This is a genomic window from Bradyrhizobium shewense (genome assembly GCF_900094605.1).
In the GTDB taxonomy this organism is placed as follows: Bacteria; Pseudomonadota; Alphaproteobacteria; order Rhizobiales; family Xanthobacteraceae; genus Bradyrhizobium; species Bradyrhizobium shewense.
Genome location: NZ_FMAI01000003.1, coordinates 39,176 through 53,903, shown reverse-complemented (window position 1 = coordinate 53,903; position 14,728 = coordinate 39,176). Strand labels below are relative to the sequence as shown.

Genomic DNA, 14,728 nt, shown 5'->3' with positions numbered 1-14,728 from the left:
CGCTCGCTCGACAAAAGAGAAATCCTGCTTTGTCGCCGGTGAAGGCGAGCGATACCCCAGGGCCGATCCTAGCCCAGCCCGAGGAAACCTGTCGCAGTGCCACCCGAAACGCCGTCGATCGAAAACTCCTATTCCTGGATTCGCCTCGCCGTCTCCATGGCACTCAGCACACTGGGCTGCGTCGGCATGTGGTCGCTGGTCGTGGCATTGCCGGCGGTGCAGGCCGATTTCAACGCGCCCCGCGCCGAGGCAACGCTGCCCTACACGCTCGCCATCATCGGCTTCATGATCGGCGGCATCGTTATCGGCCGCCTGACAGATCGCTTCGGCATCCTGCCGCCGCTGGCCGGCGGCACGGTCCTGATGAGTCTCGGCTACGTCCTCGCCGCCTTCGCACCAAGCCTGTTCGTGTTCGCGCTGATCTCAGGTCTCACGATCGGCCTCGGCGGCGCGGCCAGCTTCGCGCCTTTGGTCGCCGACGTCTCGCTGTGGTTCGACAAGCACCGCGGCCTTGCCATTTCCCTGGCGATGGCCGGCAGCTCTCTGGCCGGCGTGGTCTGGCCACCGATCGTCCAGCACGCCATCGCCGCGTATGGCTGGCGGCAGACCCATATCGGCATCGGCCTGTTCTGCCTGGCGACGATGCTGCCGCTGTCTCTGGTTTTGCTGCGGCGACCCGTCGTCCGCATGGCCGCACGCGAAGGGGCAGGCAGCGGCAGCACGATGCAAACAATCGGCCTGCCCCCTTCCGTCACCCAGGGCCTGCTGGCGTTAGCCGGCATCTGCTGCTGCGTCGCCATGGCGATGCCGCAGGTCCACCTGGTCGCCTATTGCGGCGACCTCGGCTACGGCTCTGCGCGCGGCGCCGAAATGCTGGCGGTCATGCTCGGCTTCAGCGTGGCGAGCCGCTTTGTTTTCGGCTGGCTGTTGAACCGCATCGGCGGCCTGCCGACCTTGCTGCTGGGCTCGGCGATGCAGGCCATGGCACTCGCGCTCTATCTGCCGTTCAACGGGCTGGTCTCACTCTACGTCGTGTCGGCCATTTTCGGCCTGGCGCAGGGCGGCATCGTGCCGAGTTATGCGGTGATCATCCGCGAGCTGTTCCCGGCGCGGGAAGCCGGCTTCCGCGTCAGCCTCGCCATCTCGGTCACCCTCGCCGGCATGGCGCTGGGGGCCTGGATGGCCGGCGCGACCTACGACTGGACCGGCTCCTACGCTTCGGCGCTGGTCAATGGCATCGCCTGGAACATCGTGAACATGGCGATCGCAGCCTGGCTGCTGCAGCGCCAGCGTCGGCATGTTGTCGGCGTCGTCGCCGCCGCGCTCAGCTGATGTTCAGCAGGATCCGCCCCGATGTGCCGCTGCGCATCAAATCCAGCGCGTCGTTGACGTCGTCGAGCGCGAACTCGTGGGTCACGATCCCGCGGTAGCTCACCTTGCCGGCATCGCTCAGGCGAACGAGACGCGGGATATCGCGCGCCGGCTGGCATTGCCCGCCTTCCGAGCCCTTCAGCACCTTCTCGAAGTGTAACGGCAGCGTGTAGATCTCGGCCTTCTCGCGGGGAACGCCGACAAGGATGCAGCGACCTTTCTTCGCCGTGATCTCGTAGGCGAGCTCGATCAGATTCTTGACGCCGGTGGTCTCGACGACCTTGTCGGGTCCCTCAGTGCCGGTGATGGAGCGAACCGCGGCAGCGACATCCTTGACCGCTTCGGAGTTGATGGTGTGGGTGGCGCCGAAATCCTTCGCCATCGCCAGCTTGTTGTCGAGGCGGTCGATCGCAATGACGGGATAGGCGCCGACCATCGCGGCGAATTGCACGATGTTCAACCCGACGCCGCCGACGCCGAACACGACGACGGCTTCCCCGATGGCGATCTGCGCATCGTTGTTGACGACGCCGAGCGCGGTCGTCACCGCGCAGCCGAGCAGCGGCGCGCTGGTGCGGTCGATCGAGGCGGGAACGGGCGTGACACGGTTCTCCGAGACCACGGCATATTCATTGAAGGTGGTGACCCAGCCCGCATTGAGGCGCTTGCCGCGCCAGGAATAGGCCGGCGTATTGGACTGGATGCCCTTGCCGGGCCGCCAATGCATGACGACGGTGTCGCCCTGCTTGCAGGAGACGACGCCGGGTCCGGTTTCGACGATCGTGGCGAGCGCTTCGTGTCCCAAAAGATGCGGCAGGAACTTGTCGACGCCTTTGACGGCGTCGATCTCGTTGATCTGCGCGCCGCAGATGCTCGACGTGTGCACGTGCGCGAGCACCTGGCCGTGTTCCAGCGCATCCGGCAGAGTGAACTCGTCGATGATCAGCGGCTTGCCCGTTTCGACGAGAATGGCCGCCTTGGCAGTCTTGATATCCATGAGGAGCGCTCGATCACTCGAAATAGATGAATTCGTAATCGCCGGTGTAACCGAGCTTGCCGTAGAGCCAGACCCATTCGGACGTGTGCAGGATGGACTCCGCCGTCAGCGCCCAGCACTCGAGGTTGTGCAATTCGGCGACGTTCCGGTAGGCCTCGACCATGACGTATTTGTTCTTGCCGACCCGCTCGACCTCCTTGAGCGCCGCCTCGAGCTCATACAGCCGGAGATTGTGCAAAGTGCCGAGCGAGATGACGAGATCGAAACTGTCGTCGCCATAGGGATAGATGTCCTGGGCGCGATAGTTGAAGAGGTAGGGCTTCACCTGCTCGTGCGAATTTTCGAGGCCGTGCTTGGAGATATCGAAGCCGACGACCTTCAAGCCCGGCAGGATCTTTTGCATCTCGTACAGCAGGAAGCCCTTGCCGCAGCCGACGTCGAGCACGCTGGAGCCATTCTTCAGGCCATAGGTCTCGATCAGCGCCTTGGCGACCGGCGCCCAGCGCCCCTCGATGAAGCGGTAGCCGCCATAGCCGAAGCGGCGGTCGCCATCCCAATAATCGGCCTCGTATTCCCGCGCTTTCAGCGAGCAGCCGATCTTGTCGTCGTTCATGCGGCCCATGTAGTCGCGCTTGGTCGCCGTATGCAGCGGCGTCACGATATTCAGTAGTCGTCCCATTGAGCCCTCAGATTCCAACACGCGCTGCGATTGTCGCGACCGGCTGGGAAGCCCTGAGTGGCGACTTGCGAGTCGTTCTAGCATTGGTCGTCGGGATCATCATTGCTTCAGATCAATGATGGGGAATTCCGAGACGGGACCGTCAGCAGCCGGCACAGGTTCCGCCGCCGGCAGCGACAGCGAGGTGCATGGAACGAGACTGCGAAGCACGGCGTTTCGCCTGGAAGGGAGCCCGCCATGCCGACCAAGCCGACCATCGCTCGCATCTGGCGCGGTCGCAGCCGCCGCGATCTCGCCGATGCCTACCAAGCCTATCTGCAGGCCGAGGGCATTCCGCCGCTGCTAGGGACCGCGCTCGGTGTGCAGCAATTGCGCGAGGACCGCGACGAGGAGACGTGGTTCACGACCATCTCCTATTGGACGGACATCGCGGCCATGACGGCCTTCACCAAGGGCGAGCCGACCAAGGTCCATCATCTCGCGCGCGGCGCGGAATTCCTGATCGAGCTGCCGGAGCGCATCGAGATCCACCGCATCCTGATCGACGAACAAGGGCTGCGGTGAAAGCAACGATTCGATCGCTCGCGACTGTGCGGTTTCGCCGCAATGGTCGCCGTGAAATGAATCACTATAGTCAGGATGTCATGGCATATGTCGTCGACATAGATGCGCGCACCGCGCGCTTTGGTCTTCACGCCGGCCGCCTCCAAGCAGGCGGTTAGCCGGACGGTGCTTGCGCCGTCCGGGCTCTTTTCCAGCTTTCGTGACCTCGCCCTGAGAGGTCGTCTTGAAGCAGAAGGAGTGTGCCGTGCTGCCTCTTCCAAAAATCGCGCTCACCGCATCGGACTATCCGCGACTCGAACGACTTGCCCGCCTTGCCGCCCAAAAAGGCGATTTGGACGGGATATTCCTCATCAGTGAGATCAACCGCGCCGACATCGTGCCGAACGATTGGGACGATCTCCGTTCGCGGGTGACCGTGGGATCATGGGTCACCTATTGCACGAATTGGGGCGTTCCGCGTCGCATCGTGCAATTGGTCTGGCCGGAGGAGTGTGGGTCGGATCCCGCCCGCATTTCGGTCCTGACACCTTTGGGGGCGGCGTTGATCGGCCTGCGGGTCGGCGACCAAATGCCATACATTCTCGCCGGCTGCCTGAACGTCGTCAGGGTTCAGAACGTCACCCAATCAAGCCCCAACGTCGTCCCGCTCTTCCGGGCTCATCGGCGCAGCAAGCCGCTCGATGACGATCCCGGACCAACTGCAGCATAGGAGACATCAAATGCACAACTTTGAAACCGAGATTCGGCGAGACCAGCCGGCGTTGCCGCCGATCAAGATCACTGAAGACGAATCGCGGCGTCTCAGCTCGCTAGCGAATTCCACCATGGATCTGTTTCCCCGCGTCGCCCAGTTTCTGGCGCGCGAACTGGAGCGCGCGTCGGTCGCCGCAGAGAACGATCTGCGCGGCGTGGTCAGGATGGGCTCCAAAGTGACCTATCGTGATGACGGGACCGGTGCGAGCCGGGAGATCGTGCTGGTCTATCCGCACGAGGCGAATATCGAGCTCAACCGGATCTCGATCCTGACGCCTGTTGGAGCGGCCCTGATCGGCCTCTCGGAGGGGCAGCGGATCGAGTTCGAGACGCCCGACAAGCGCACCAGGGGGCTGACCGTTCTCGCCGTTTCCGAATGAGGGCTGTATTCCGACTGAGCAGAACACTCTAGCGAGGCCAGATAGAAGCGGAGCGTGCTTGCGCAATGTTTCGCAATGCGCAGGCGCCCTCCTGCTGTCCTATTGCACCTCGATGTTGGCATCCTTGACCAGCTTGCGCCATCGCTCCTCCTCCTGCCCGACATAGCGATCGAGCTGTTCCGGAGCGCCGCCGACCATGATGAGGCCTTCGTTGGCCTCCAGCTTCTTGAAAGCGCCGGACTGAACCGCCTTTGCGATCGCCTGATTGAGACGCGCAATCACCGGAGCGGGCGTCTTGGCCGGAGCGTACAATCCGTACCAGGATTCGGCGGCGTAGCCGGGCACTCCGGCCTCGGCCACAGCAGGCAATTGCGGAAACGCCGCTGAACGTTCGGCGGACGTGACAGCCAGCGCCCGGAGCTGGCCTGCAGCCACCAGCGAGGCCGCGCTCGCCACGGTGGTGAACATCACGTCGATCTGGCCGCCTAAGAGATCGCTGATCGCGGGCGCCGCACCCTTGTAGGGCACCGCCGTCATCTTGACCTTCGCCATCGCATTGAACAGCTCGCCCGCGAGATGGGCCGAGGTGCCGGTGCCGAATGTCCCGAAATTGAGCTTGCCGGGATTGGCCTTGGCTTCTGCGATCAAATCGGAGATCGAGTTGATCTTGGAGGCCGGATTGACGACGACGATGTTGAAGGATCGCGCGATCAGCGAGACCGCCGCGAAATCCTTGTGCGGATCGAACGGCAGCTTTTTGTACAGGCTCGGATTGACCGCGTGCGCGAAGGTCGCCATCAGCAGCGAATAGCCGTCGGGCTCGCTCGTCGCCACCGTCTGGGTCCCGATGATGGTCCCGGCGCCCGGCTTGTTCTCGATGATGACGGACTTGCCGAGATCCGTCTGGATTTCCTGCGCCGTCGTTCGCGCGATGATGTCGGTCCCGCCGCCGGCTGCGAAGGGCACCACGATCTTGATGATCTTTTCGGGATATTCCGCGCGCGCCGGCGCGACGCCCAGCCCGGCGACCGCCGGCACGACGGCACAAGCGAAGATGGCGAGGTTCAGCCAGCGCCGCACGGCGAAGCCGTTCCTGCGCGCGCCGTCTTGATTGATGATTCCGCCACTGGCCATCTGGAACTCCATCCGATTTTGTTCAGACATCAAGAACAACCAACCCGTCGGCCGCCTTCACACCCTGGCCCGCCGGCAGCACGAAAACCGGGTTGATTTCAGCCTCGACGAGGTGATCACCGAGTTGCGCAACCATGCGCGAGAAAGCGACGATCGCTTCTGCGAGCGCTTCGACATCGCATTTCGGCCGGCCCCGAAAACCGTCCAGTAACGGCCATGTGACGAGATCGCGCGCCATCGCGAGGGCCTCGGCATGACTGAGGCCGCCATCCGGTGGCAGCAGGCGCATCGTCGTGTCCTTGAACAATTCGGCGGTGACGCCGCCCATGCCAAGGAGGATCGCCGTTCCCAGGGGATCGCGATGCATTCCGAGAATGATCTCGACGCCACCCGAAACCATCTCCTGCACCAGGAATTGGTTAGGCCGCGTCCCGACCTTGGCCTCGACCTCGTCCGCCATCGCCGACAGGCGGCCGCCGATCGTCTCGGCGGTCAGGTTGACCGCGACGCCGCCGACATCGCTCTTGTGCGCGATCTCGCGCGAGAGGATCTTGAGCACGACCCGGCCGCCGAGGTCGCGCGCCGCCTGTTCGGCTTCGCGCGCCGTTGCGGCCACCTTCTCTTCAGCGACAGAAATCCCAAAGCGGGCGAACAACGCCTTGGCTTGAGCCTCATCCAGCGATCCCGCCGGGAAGTCGCTGACATCGGCCGCCGTCAGGGGCGAGGTGGGTGTCTGGACCTGCTCCGGCTTTACGGCGCGCAAGAGCCCATCGAGGGCAGCTGCACAGCTCTCCGCGGACGTGTAGGCCGGGACGCCTCGCCGGGTGAGAACTGAAACCACCTCGGGCGCGTAGGGGCTCACATAGGCAATGACGGGCTTGTCGCTGAGTGGCAGGCAGTCGTGGATGGCATCGGCCATCAGGCTCGGCGATCCCACGGCTGACGAGCCGGCAATCACGACCAGCGCATCGTAGGACGAACTTGCGAGCAAGATGCGGATGGCAGCGCGCAGCAGATCGGGCTGCAAGCCGGCCAGGGTCACGTCGATCGGATTGCGATCGAGATTGGCCTGCGGTCCCGACTGGAGGCTGCGCAATTGCGCGGCCGTCTCAGTGTCGGGGGCGGGCGTTGCAAAGCCGGCGACGCCGAGACTGTCTGATACGATCGTGCCGGCGCCGCCGGTCGAGGTGAGGATCGCAACCCGCCGGCCGGAGAGCTTCCGTCCCGCGGCAAGGATTGCGGGAATGTCGAGCAGGTCTTCGAACGTTTTTGCGCGGATCACGCCGAGTTGCCTGAACAAGGCGTCGTACATGCGATCGGAACCGGCCAGCGCACCGGTGTGCGAGACCGCCGCCTGTGCACCCGCCTCCGATCGACCGATCTTGAAGGCGACAATTGGCTTGCCGGCGCGTCGCGCTTTCAGAACCGACTCGCGAAAGCGAGCCGGATTGCGGATCGCCTCGACATAGAGCGCAATGACCCTGGTTGCGCTGTCGCCGGCGAGAAAGTCGATGAAATCAGCGAGTTCGAGATCGGCCTCGTTGCTGGTCGACACCAGCTTCGACAGACCGACCCCGCGCGCCGCGGCGCGCGACAGCAGGGATCCGAGAATGCCCCCGCTTTGCGAGACCAATCCGACGGACCCCGCCGGGAAGTCATCCATCGCCAGCGCGCCCGACGCCGACAGCACGATATTGTCGGTGAGATTGACGAGGCCGATCGTGTTCGGCCCGAGGATCCGCATGGAGCCGGCGGCTTGCATGAGCTGCTTCTGACGCTCGGCGCCTTCCGCCCCGGTCTCGGTGAAACCGCTGGCGAGAACGATCGCGGCGGCAGCCCCCCGCTCGGACAATTCGCGCACCGCGACGTGCGCGCGCTCGGCGCCGAGCAGGACTAGACCGACATCAGGCACATCAGGCAACGAGGCGACGTCGGGGTAGCAGGTCAGACCGCCGATGTTTTCGACCTTCGGATTGACGGGATAGATCTCACCCGCAAATCCATACTTTTGGAGGTAGGACACCGGCCGCCCCGACGTCTTGCTCGGGTCCGCCGATGCACCGATGACGGCGACGCTACGAGGCCGGATCAGGCGTCCGATCGCATCCATGGCTCAATCCTTCGACGCGGATTGCGCAAGGAACGCGGTCACGGCATCCCGATGCTCTGCGCTGGTGTAGCAGATGGCCTGCGCCTGGCTGCCGAGACTGAAGATGTCATTGGCGGAATGCTCGAACGCCTCGTTCAGGATCTTCTTGCCCAGCGCCAGCGCGGTGGGAGAGCCCTGAGCCAGTTCGGCCGCCCAGGCCTGCGCGGCCGACAGGAGCTCGCTCGAGGCCACCTTGCGATCGACGATGCCGAGCGCGAGCGCTTCGTCGGCTTCGACGACGCGCCCGGTGAAGATAAGCTCCTTTGCTTTGGGAAGCCCGACCCGGCGCGGCAGGAAATACAGGCCGCCGCCGTCGGGGATCAAACCGCGCTTGATGTAGGACCAGGTGAACTTCGATCGCTCCGTGCCCATGACGAAGTCGCAGGCCAGCGCGGTGTCCGCACCGAGGCCCGCCGCGGCGCCGTTGACGGCGGCGATCGTCGGCTTCGGCAGCCCGAGCAGGAACGACTGCACGTGATGCACGCCCTGCTGACGGCTCCATCCGTTGAATGCAACTTCGCCCTGCGGCGCCGCGAGCCGGCGCTTCATTCCGCTGATGTCGCCGCCGGCACAAAACGCGCTGCCGCGCCCCGTCAGCACCAGAGCCTTGATCGCTTTGTCGCGAGCCACGATTTCGAGCGCAGCGACGAACTCCGAGCGCATGTCGTCGCTCATGGCGTTGCGCCGGTCCGGCCGGTTGAATGCAATCGTCGCGACACCGGCCTCGACGGAAAATTCGATGAGCTGATAGGACATGGCAAACTCCTTGGTTCGAGTCGGATCGATCACCGTGACGCATTGCGGATGACGAATGCCGATTTCGGCCGTGCCGGTTCCTCGTTGGGCCCCAGCACGGCCGGGTGTTCTTCTTCCCTGTGCTGATAGCGGCTTGCGTCCGCCTGAACATCCCCCTAATTCCACTTAGTGGAAACGCTGGGCGGAGGCTGATGTGGCGCAGGCGCGCAGATATGCGGGCGGGGTTGACGGCAATCGCTCGCTCGAACGGGGCATCGAAATCCTCCGGGCGTTCCGGCCCGGCGTCGACACGCTGGGCAACGGCGAGATCGCGGAGCGAACAGGATTGCCGCGATCGACGGTCAGCCGGCTGACGCGAACGCTGGTCAATTCCGGGATGCTCGACGAAGTCCGCGCGATGCGGGCCTACCGGCTTGCCGCGTCCGTCATCAGTATCGGTCACGCCATGCGGACGGGATCACCGGTGCTCAACGCGATCGGAGCGATGATGCGGGCAGAATCGGCCAAGCGCCGGCTCAACGTCGGGCTCGCGACCGCGGATCGAACCATGATGGTTTATCTGGAGTCGATCCGTTACAGCCCACGCGCGGCCCTGCGCAACGTCGTCGCCGGCCAGCAGGTCCCGATGGAGTTGACGTCGCTGGGTCGCGCTTATCTGGCCGGCATTGCCGAGGCCGAGCGCGAGCGATTGCTGAAACTGTTCAAGCGGCGCAGCGCTGCGGCCACCAAGGCGCTACTGGCGGACGTCAGGACATCGATACGCTCGGTCGAACGCAACGGCTATTGCGCGGTGTCATGGCAACCCGGCGTTCTCGCCGTTGCAACGCCCATCGTGCTGGGCGGTCTGCCGGTCTACGCGCTCAACATGAGCCTGCAGAATGTCGATCGATCCGAGGCGCTGGCCGGCGAGATCGGCGCGTACCTCAACGCGTTCGCGGCAAAGTGCAAGGAGGTGCTGGCGGGCCAGTGAAGCCGGTCGCCGCCGCTTCGCTACCGACTGGCCCTACGCGCCCCTTGGCTTGCGCTCGCGGCAACCTTCCGTTTCAAGATGCGTTGAGCTTCAAGGCGCTCGAAAACGTGACCTTGACGAACCCGCGCACCGGCGAGCTGGTCCTGCGAAAGTGACGTCAGCGGAATTTCCGATCCCGACACGCGTTGGAGGCGATTATGAAGACGATGGAGACGAACGTCAGGAAGCTGTTCGAGCGATATGAGAATATCTCCAAGGCGTCTCTGCGCGGCGACGTCGCCATGGATGAAGTCGCCGCGCTCTACGCCTCGGAGTTCATCGCGGCCACACCCGCCGGCGTGATGACTGGGAAGAACGACGAGCATCTCAAGCAGGTCCTTGCTAAGGGCTATGCCCACTACCGCGCTATCGGAACAAAGGCGATGGAGATGCGGGGGCTCCGCATCGCGCCAGTGGACGAATACCATTGCGTCGCCCACGTCTCCTGGAGAGCGACGTATGTCCGCAAGAACCAATCCGACGTCGTGATTGATTTCGAGGTCCACTACCTCGTCCAGCATTTGGGCGCAGAGCCCAAGGTCTTCGGATGGGTGTCGGGGGACGAGCAGACCCTCCTGAGGGAGCGCGGCGTCATTTGATGCTGGCCAGTGTCCTACGGGCTAATTTCGGACGGTGAGCCAAAGGCGCATCTCTCGCCGGCAATGTCGCACGCCGCCGTTACAACTTTCCATAGACCCGCCCCGCGACCGTCTTCAGGCGCTCGACCGAGCCCGACTCCGGATGCGGCTTGACCGGGGCGAACAGGATCGAAGCCTGCCTGCCGTTCTTCCAGACATAGATGATGACGGCGTTGCCGTTGCCCTTGGTACAGGAATGCTCGCCGAACGCTTCACCGCCGAGCTCTTGTATCGCCACGTGCTTGCAGGGACCCGCGCGTTTCATCATGCCGATGGCGGTGTCGCGCGAGGTCGCGATCACCGCGACAGTCATGGTGTTGGCCTCGCGATCGAACATCATGCAGCTGCCCGCGCCGGTCCGCTGCACCGTCAGCGTGCTCGCGTCGAGAAAGCCGTCGGCATCGGCGGCGGTCAGCCACTCGCAATTGCCGAACCGTTCGCTGCTCCTGTTCACGTTGCCTATGGCCACGCGCGCGGCCTCGGTGACCGGCCCGAGCAGCGCGTCGTCGGCGCGCCGGCCGATCGGATAGACGGTGATCTGCAGAATGTAATCGCCTGACAAGGCGACGACCGAGGCTTCCTGGCGCTCCGCGCCGGCCGCGCTCGTTCCGCCCTGGCCTTCGTCCCCGATCCCGGACACGGCGTTGAGCGGCATGCGCTCGGCAAGCGTCTTGACGAAGGTCGCGTACAATTCCCTGGCGCGGTCCTTGTCGGGATTGCGGAACACGGAGAGCATCATCGTGTCGCCGCGCCCGGCCTGGTAGATGCAGCCGCGGCCGTCCTGATTTGAAATCAACGACCATTTGAGCGCCGGCATCGCGCCGGCGAGCTCCTTGGCGCTGATGAACGGGCAGGTTTCGGCCGCGCGCGCGGGAAGCACCGGGACGGCTGCGATTGCAAGGAACAGAACGAGGCAGGAGAACAGACGATCGATGGTACGCATGGGACGTACTTACTACCGAAATGGCGCACCCGGAACAATTCGAACGTCCGCCCCTCCGGAATTGTAGCTGATGCTCTATCCGACCGAGCCAAGGGCGGCCCGCGCCGGATCAGCGCAGGGCCATCGCTACTGCCCGTTATGTTCGGCCCAGCAGTCCGCCGTTTCATAGACACGGACCGCCGACAGCTGTCGAAGGCTCGGCTTCAACCGGTCCCAGATCCAGATCGCGATATTCTCGGCGGTGGGGTTCTCGAGGCCTTTGACCTCGTTCAGGCAGTGGTGATCCAGCGCGCCCAGGATGTCGGCGAAGCATTTTTCGATGTCGAAGAAATCCGCGACGAAGCCGGTGTGCGGATCGATCGGCCCGTCCAGCTGGACCTCGACCCGGTAGGAATGACCGTGCAGCCGGCGGCATCGATGGGTCTCGGGCACGTTCGGCAGCCGATGCGCCGCCTCGAACTTGAACGCCTGCGATATCTTCATTCCGCTCCTCACACGGCGTCGCCATCCGGTCTCGGGCCCGTCTGGCGACCAGATGCTGCTAGGTCCTGACCTTTCGGCGAAGAATGGCGCGCCCGGAACGATTCGAACGTCCGACCCTCAGATTCGTAGTCTGATGCTCTATCCAGCTGAGCTACGGGCGCGTTTTTCGCAAACAGCGCGGGCTTGGCCCGCAGGCAGCCCCCGGCAAAGCCGGAGGGGGTGCGAAAGAGCGCTCTGACTAACCGCTCTTGCCCCGATTGGCAAGGTCCGGGATGGGGAGATTTTGCAAGGAGATGACGATCTCCGCCCGGTCATTCCGGGGCTTGCGAAGCGAGAAGTGCGGAATCTCGCGCTCAAACCTCTGGATTCCGGGTTCGGCGCTTTGCGCCGCCCCGGAATGACGGAAGAACTCGGCCTTTGGCCGACTTACGCCCTCTGCCGCTCGTTGCGGATGGAGAGGAGCTCGACGGGGCGGTCGGGGATCACGATGCGGAAAGTGGCGCCGATGGTGCCTTCGACCAGGTGGATGTCGCCGCCATGGGCGCGGACCAGCTCGGCGGCGATGGCGAGGCCAAGGCCGCTGCCGCCGGGGCGGCCGGAGGTCTGGAACGCCTCGAACAGGTGCTCCCGGGTCTTTGGGGGGACACCGGGGCCGGTGTCGGAAACCTCGAGAATTGCGACCGCACCCTCGCGTTTTCCCGTGATCCGGATCTGCTGCACCCCGCCCTCGCCGGGGGCGTGACTTTCCAGCGCCTGGGCGGCATTGCGGACGAGGTTGAGCAGCACCCGGAACAGCTGATCGGGATCGGCATCGACCGCAAGCCCGCGATCGATCGCGGCGACCCAGGCGATCGAGGCATCGCTGGCGAGGCCCGCGGTCTCGCGCACCTCCAGCACCACAGGCTCGATCAGGATCATGCGACGATCCGGTGCGGCCTCCTGGGCGCGGCCATAAGAGAGCGTCGACTGGCAGAAGGCGATGGCGCGCTCGAGCGAGCGCACCAGCTTTGGCGCAAAGCGCTGCACCCGCGGATCCGGCACGCTGGCGAGCTGATCCGACAGCAGCTGGGCCGAGGCCAGCAGATTGCGCAGATCGTGGTTGATCTTGGACACCGCGAGGCCGAGGGCGGCGAGCCGGCTCTTCTGATGCAGCATCGACATCAGATCCCGCTGCATGTCCGACAATTCGCGCTCAGCGACCCCGATCTCGTCGCTGCGCTGGCTCGGCACGATGATCCCCGCCGAGCTTTCGGGGTTCTCGTGGAAGCCGACCAGGCTCGCGGTCAGCCGCCGCATCGGGCGCACGAAGAGATAATGAAGCGCCAGGTAGACGAGGCCCGCAGTCAGCGCCGCGATGATCAGCGCGACCACCACGACGTTGCGGGAGAACCGGTACATCTGCTGCCGCAGCGGCAATTCGTCGGTCACGATCTCGATGAACTGGGCCGTGCCGACGCCGGGCCCGACGATGCGGATGGCCTGATTCCCGGTCTCCAGCATCATCCGGAACGAGCCGGTGATCGCCTCCCAGGCCGTCATGTCGCGCAGGTCGATGTCATGCTCGATGGCGGTCGGCAAATTGTCGCTGGCAAGCAATCGGCGCTGCTGGCCCATCTTGATCGCGACGGCGCGGGCATTGATGCTTTTCAGGATCTGGCGCGACAGCGAATCGGGAACCATGCCGAGCGGCGCCGCATCCAGCACCAGCGCCGCCGTATTGGCTGCGGCGACACGGTCGTTCAGCCGGTTGACCCAGAAGTTGGCAATGGCGGGCACATAGAGGAGCACGGCCGCGATCATCACCAGAGGGACGGTGAGCAGCAACAGCTTGCCTGACAGCCCGAGCCCGCGCGTCCCACGGGGGCGCATCGCCGGCGGGTCCGGCTGATCCTGATCCTGGACCGGCTGGAGGTCTGTCGTTGCCACGAAAGTCGCCCTCGCCTTTTGGCGGATGAAGGATTGTTGGTATGAAGATGCGGCCCGACCCGGGTCCGGTCAAATTACGGATCGCTAATCTGCCGAGGTGGGATGTAAGCGCTGATATCGCGAGTCGCCACCTCAAGGGTTAAAAACCCCGCACAAACAGCGATATTCACCGGAATCGTGCGCTTGTGCGGCGTTGACGAAAACATGGAGCTCCCTTATAAGCCGGCCAAATTGTCCGCGATGACCCGGTGCGACACCGGGAGCGGCTCTCTTGGGGCCGGAAACGGCTCGTTTTGGGCCGCATCTTCCGGACTTTACCATCAATTCTACAGGCAAATTGCCCGGTCAGCGGAGAAAAACCCGTGAAGCGGACTTATCAACCCAGCAAACTGGTGCGCAAGCGCCGTCACGGCTTCCGTGCCCGTCTCGCCACTGCCGGCGGCCGCAAGGTTCTCGCCGCCCGCCGCGCTCGCGGCCGCAAGCGTCTGAGCGCCTGAGCCGGACCCCCTTTTCCGGGATTTCATCATGGATCGGCTGAGGCAGCGGGCGGATTTCCTCGCCGTTGCCAATGGCGCGCGGGTGAACAGTCCCGCGTTCGTCCTGCAAAGCCGCCCCCGCGATGACGGCGGCCCGATCCGGATTGGCTTCACCGTTACCAAAAAGAACGGCAACGCCCCCGCGCGCAATCGTATCCGGCGCCGGCTTCGCGAACTGGTGAAGCGGCTCGATCCGGTGTCGATGCAGCCCCATCATGATTATGTCCTGGTCGGACGAAGCGGCGCGCTCTCGCGCGACTTCGCCACCATGCTCGACGATCTGCGCATGGCGTTCACGAAGCCGGCGCGGCATACGGCCAAGGGACCTGCGAAGGGACGCAGCCCGAGGACTGACCGTACCGGGCCCCGCCCCGCTCCTGCTGCCAGCCGCAAACCGGATTGATGACGAG

General features: G+C 64.4%; 16 protein-coding genes and 1 tRNA gene. 8 read left to right on the top strand and 9 right to left on the bottom strand.

The features are described from left to right. Nucleotides 1-96: 96 nt before the first annotated feature. Nucleotides 97-1,332: an MFS transporter gene (locus GA0061098_RS07160; protein ID WP_165637209.1), complete on the top strand. Its 1,236-nt coding sequence runs from the start codon at nt 97-99 to the stop codon at nt 1,330-1,332. Here the strand turns inward: GA0061098_RS07160 and GA0061098_RS07155 are convergent. Together GA0061098_RS07155 and GA0061098_RS07150 are read right to left on the bottom strand one after the other, a co-directional pair. Continuing rightward, nucleotides 1,325-2,368 carry a zinc-binding dehydrogenase gene (locus GA0061098_RS07155; RefSeq protein ID WP_091955525.1) on the bottom strand — a complete coding sequence of 348 codons (1,044 nt, stop codon included), beginning with the start codon at nt 2,366-2,368 and terminating at the stop codon, nt 1,325-1,327. The genes GA0061098_RS07160 and GA0061098_RS07155 overlap by 8 nt on opposite strands. Before the next feature lie 13 nt (nt 2,369-2,381). Further along, complete coding sequence (locus GA0061098_RS07150; protein ID WP_165637208.1) at nt 2,382-3,047, bottom strand: class I SAM-dependent methyltransferase; 666 nt, start codon at nt 3,045-3,047, stop codon at nt 2,382-2,384. A 237-nt stretch (nt 3,048-3,284) separates the two neighbouring features. On the opposite strand from GA0061098_RS07150, the gene GA0061098_RS07145 reads away from it, so the two are divergent. From GA0061098_RS07145 to rnk, 3 genes are all read left to right on the top strand, one after another. Further along, the gene (locus tag GA0061098_RS07145; RefSeq protein WP_091955518.1) at nt 3,285-3,611 is read left to right on the top strand and encodes a hypothetical protein; all 327 of its coding nucleotides are present in this window, start codon (nt 3,285-3,287) and stop codon (nt 3,609-3,611) included. Between the two features lie 244 nt (nt 3,612-3,855). Then, a complete protein-coding gene (locus GA0061098_RS07140; protein ID WP_245323181.1) occupies nt 3,856-4,320 on the top strand; it encodes a GreA/GreB family elongation factor in 465 nt (154 codons plus the stop codon). Between the two features lie 10 nt (nt 4,321-4,330). Next, nucleotides 4,331-4,744, top strand: a complete 414-nt coding sequence (gene rnk / locus GA0061098_RS07135) for a nucleoside diphosphate kinase regulator (RefSeq protein WP_091955510.1) — start codon at nt 4,331-4,333, stop codon at nt 4,742-4,744. 99 nt (nt 4,745-4,843) lie between these two features. On the opposite strand, the gene GA0061098_RS07130 is transcribed toward rnk, so the two are convergent. Genes GA0061098_RS07130 through GA0061098_RS07120 form a run of 3 tightly spaced genes read right to left on the bottom strand, consistent with a single transcriptional unit; the run spans nt 4,844 to nt 8,783 of the window. Continuing rightward, nucleotides 4,844-5,878, bottom strand: a complete 1,035-nt coding sequence (locus tag GA0061098_RS07130; RefSeq protein WP_091956006.1) for a tripartite tricarboxylate transporter substrate binding protein — start codon at nt 5,876-5,878, stop codon at nt 4,844-4,846. 22 nt (nt 5,879-5,900) lie between these two features. Beyond that, nucleotides 5,901-7,988 (bottom strand): acetate--CoA ligase family protein, encoded by a 2,088-nt coding sequence (locus tag GA0061098_RS07125; RefSeq protein WP_091955506.1) that lies wholly within the window; start codon nt 7,986-7,988, stop codon nt 5,901-5,903. Nucleotides 7,989-7,991: 3 nt separating this feature from the next. Further along, nucleotides 7,992-8,783 (bottom strand): enoyl-CoA hydratase/isomerase family protein, encoded by a 792-nt coding sequence (locus GA0061098_RS07120; protein ID WP_091955503.1) that lies wholly within the window; start codon nt 8,781-8,783, stop codon nt 7,992-7,994. A 193-nt stretch (nt 8,784-8,976) separates the two neighbouring features. Here GA0061098_RS07120 and GA0061098_RS07115 point away from each other — a divergent pair, with 193 nt between their 5' ends. Together GA0061098_RS07115 and GA0061098_RS07110 are read left to right on the top strand one after the other, a co-directional pair. After that, a complete protein-coding gene (locus GA0061098_RS07115) occupies nt 8,977-9,753 on the top strand; it encodes an IclR family transcriptional regulator (RefSeq protein ID WP_091955500.1) in 777 nt (258 codons plus the stop codon). 206 nt (nt 9,754-9,959) lie between these two features. Continuing rightward, nucleotides 9,960-10,391, top strand: coding sequence for a DUF6841 family protein (locus GA0061098_RS07110; RefSeq protein ID WP_091956005.1), 432 nt, complete (start codon nt 9,960-9,962; stop codon nt 10,389-10,391). Between the two features lie 79 nt (nt 10,392-10,470). Here the strand turns inward: GA0061098_RS07110 and GA0061098_RS07105 are convergent, their stop codons facing one another. From GA0061098_RS07105 to GA0061098_RS07090, 4 genes are all read right to left on the bottom strand, one after another. After that, a complete protein-coding gene (locus GA0061098_RS07105; RefSeq protein ID WP_091955497.1) occupies nt 10,471-11,373 on the bottom strand; it encodes a hypothetical protein in 903 nt (300 codons plus the stop codon). 126 nt (nt 11,374-11,499) lie between these two features. Further along, entirely contained in the window at nt 11,500-11,856 is a 357-nt protein-coding gene (queD, locus tag GA0061098_RS07100; protein WP_091955494.1) for a 6-carboxytetrahydropterin synthase QueD, read from the bottom strand. Nucleotides 11,857-11,940: 84 nt separating this feature from the next. Further along, nucleotides 11,941-12,017: transfer RNA gene (locus GA0061098_RS07095), tRNA-Arg, on the bottom strand. 265 nt (nt 12,018-12,282) lie between these two features. Beyond that, nucleotides 12,283-13,782: a sensor histidine kinase gene (locus tag GA0061098_RS07090; RefSeq protein ID WP_091955490.1), complete on the bottom strand. Its 1,500-nt coding sequence runs from the start codon at nt 13,780-13,782 to the stop codon at nt 12,283-12,285. A gap of 362 nt (nt 13,783-14,144) precedes the next feature. Here GA0061098_RS07090 and rpmH point away from each other — a divergent pair, with 362 nt between their 5' ends. After that, nucleotides 14,145-14,279: a 50S ribosomal protein L34 gene (gene rpmH / locus GA0061098_RS07085; protein ID WP_008542748.1), complete on the top strand. Its 135-nt coding sequence runs from the start codon at nt 14,145-14,147 to the stop codon at nt 14,277-14,279. A gap of 28 nt (nt 14,280-14,307) precedes the next feature. Beyond that, nucleotides 14,308-14,721, top strand: a complete 414-nt coding sequence (gene rnpA, locus GA0061098_RS07080) for a ribonuclease P protein component (protein ID WP_018321165.1) — start codon at nt 14,308-14,310, stop codon at nt 14,719-14,721. Nucleotides 14,722-14,728 lie beyond the last annotated feature (7 nt).

What these genes read in the sequence shown, in the direction of transcription:
- GA0061098_RS07155 (WP_091955525.1), bottom strand. Translation starts at nt 2,368, where the DNA reads ATGGATATCAAGACTGCCAAGGCGGCCATTCTCGTCGAAACGGGCAAG.
- GA0061098_RS07150 (WP_165637208.1), bottom strand. Translation starts at nt 3,047, where the DNA reads ATGGGACGACTACTGAATATCGTGACGCCGCTGCATACGGCGACCAAG.
- GA0061098_RS07145 (WP_091955518.1), top strand. Translation starts at nt 3,285, where the DNA reads ATGCCGACCAAGCCGACCATCGCTCGCATCTGGCGCGGTCGCAGCCGC.
- rnk (WP_091955510.1), top strand. Translation starts at nt 4,331, where the DNA reads ATGCACAACTTTGAAACCGAGATTCGGCGAGACCAGCCGGCGTTGCCG.
- GA0061098_RS07130 (WP_091956006.1), bottom strand. Translation starts at nt 5,878, where the DNA reads ATGGCCAGTGGCGGAATCATCAATCAAGACGGCGCGCGCAGGAACGGC.
- GA0061098_RS07125 (WP_091955506.1), bottom strand. Translation starts at nt 7,988, where the DNA reads ATGGATGCGATCGGACGCCTGATCCGGCCTCGTAGCGTCGCCGTCATC.
- GA0061098_RS07120 (WP_091955503.1), bottom strand. Translation starts at nt 8,783, where the DNA reads ATGTCCTATCAGCTCATCGAATTTTCCGTCGAGGCCGGTGTCGCGACG.
- GA0061098_RS07110 (WP_091956005.1), top strand. Translation starts at nt 9,960, where the DNA reads ATGGAGACGAACGTCAGGAAGCTGTTCGAGCGATATGAGAATATCTCC.
- GA0061098_RS07105 (WP_091955497.1), bottom strand. Translation starts at nt 11,373, where the DNA reads ATGCGTACCATCGATCGTCTGTTCTCCTGCCTCGTTCTGTTCCTTGCA.
- queD (WP_091955494.1), bottom strand. Translation starts at nt 11,856, where the DNA reads ATGAAGATATCGCAGGCGTTCAAGTTCGAGGCGGCGCATCGGCTGCCG.
- rnpA (WP_018321165.1), top strand. Translation starts at nt 14,308, where the DNA reads ATGGATCGGCTGAGGCAGCGGGCGGATTTCCTCGCCGTTGCCAATGGC.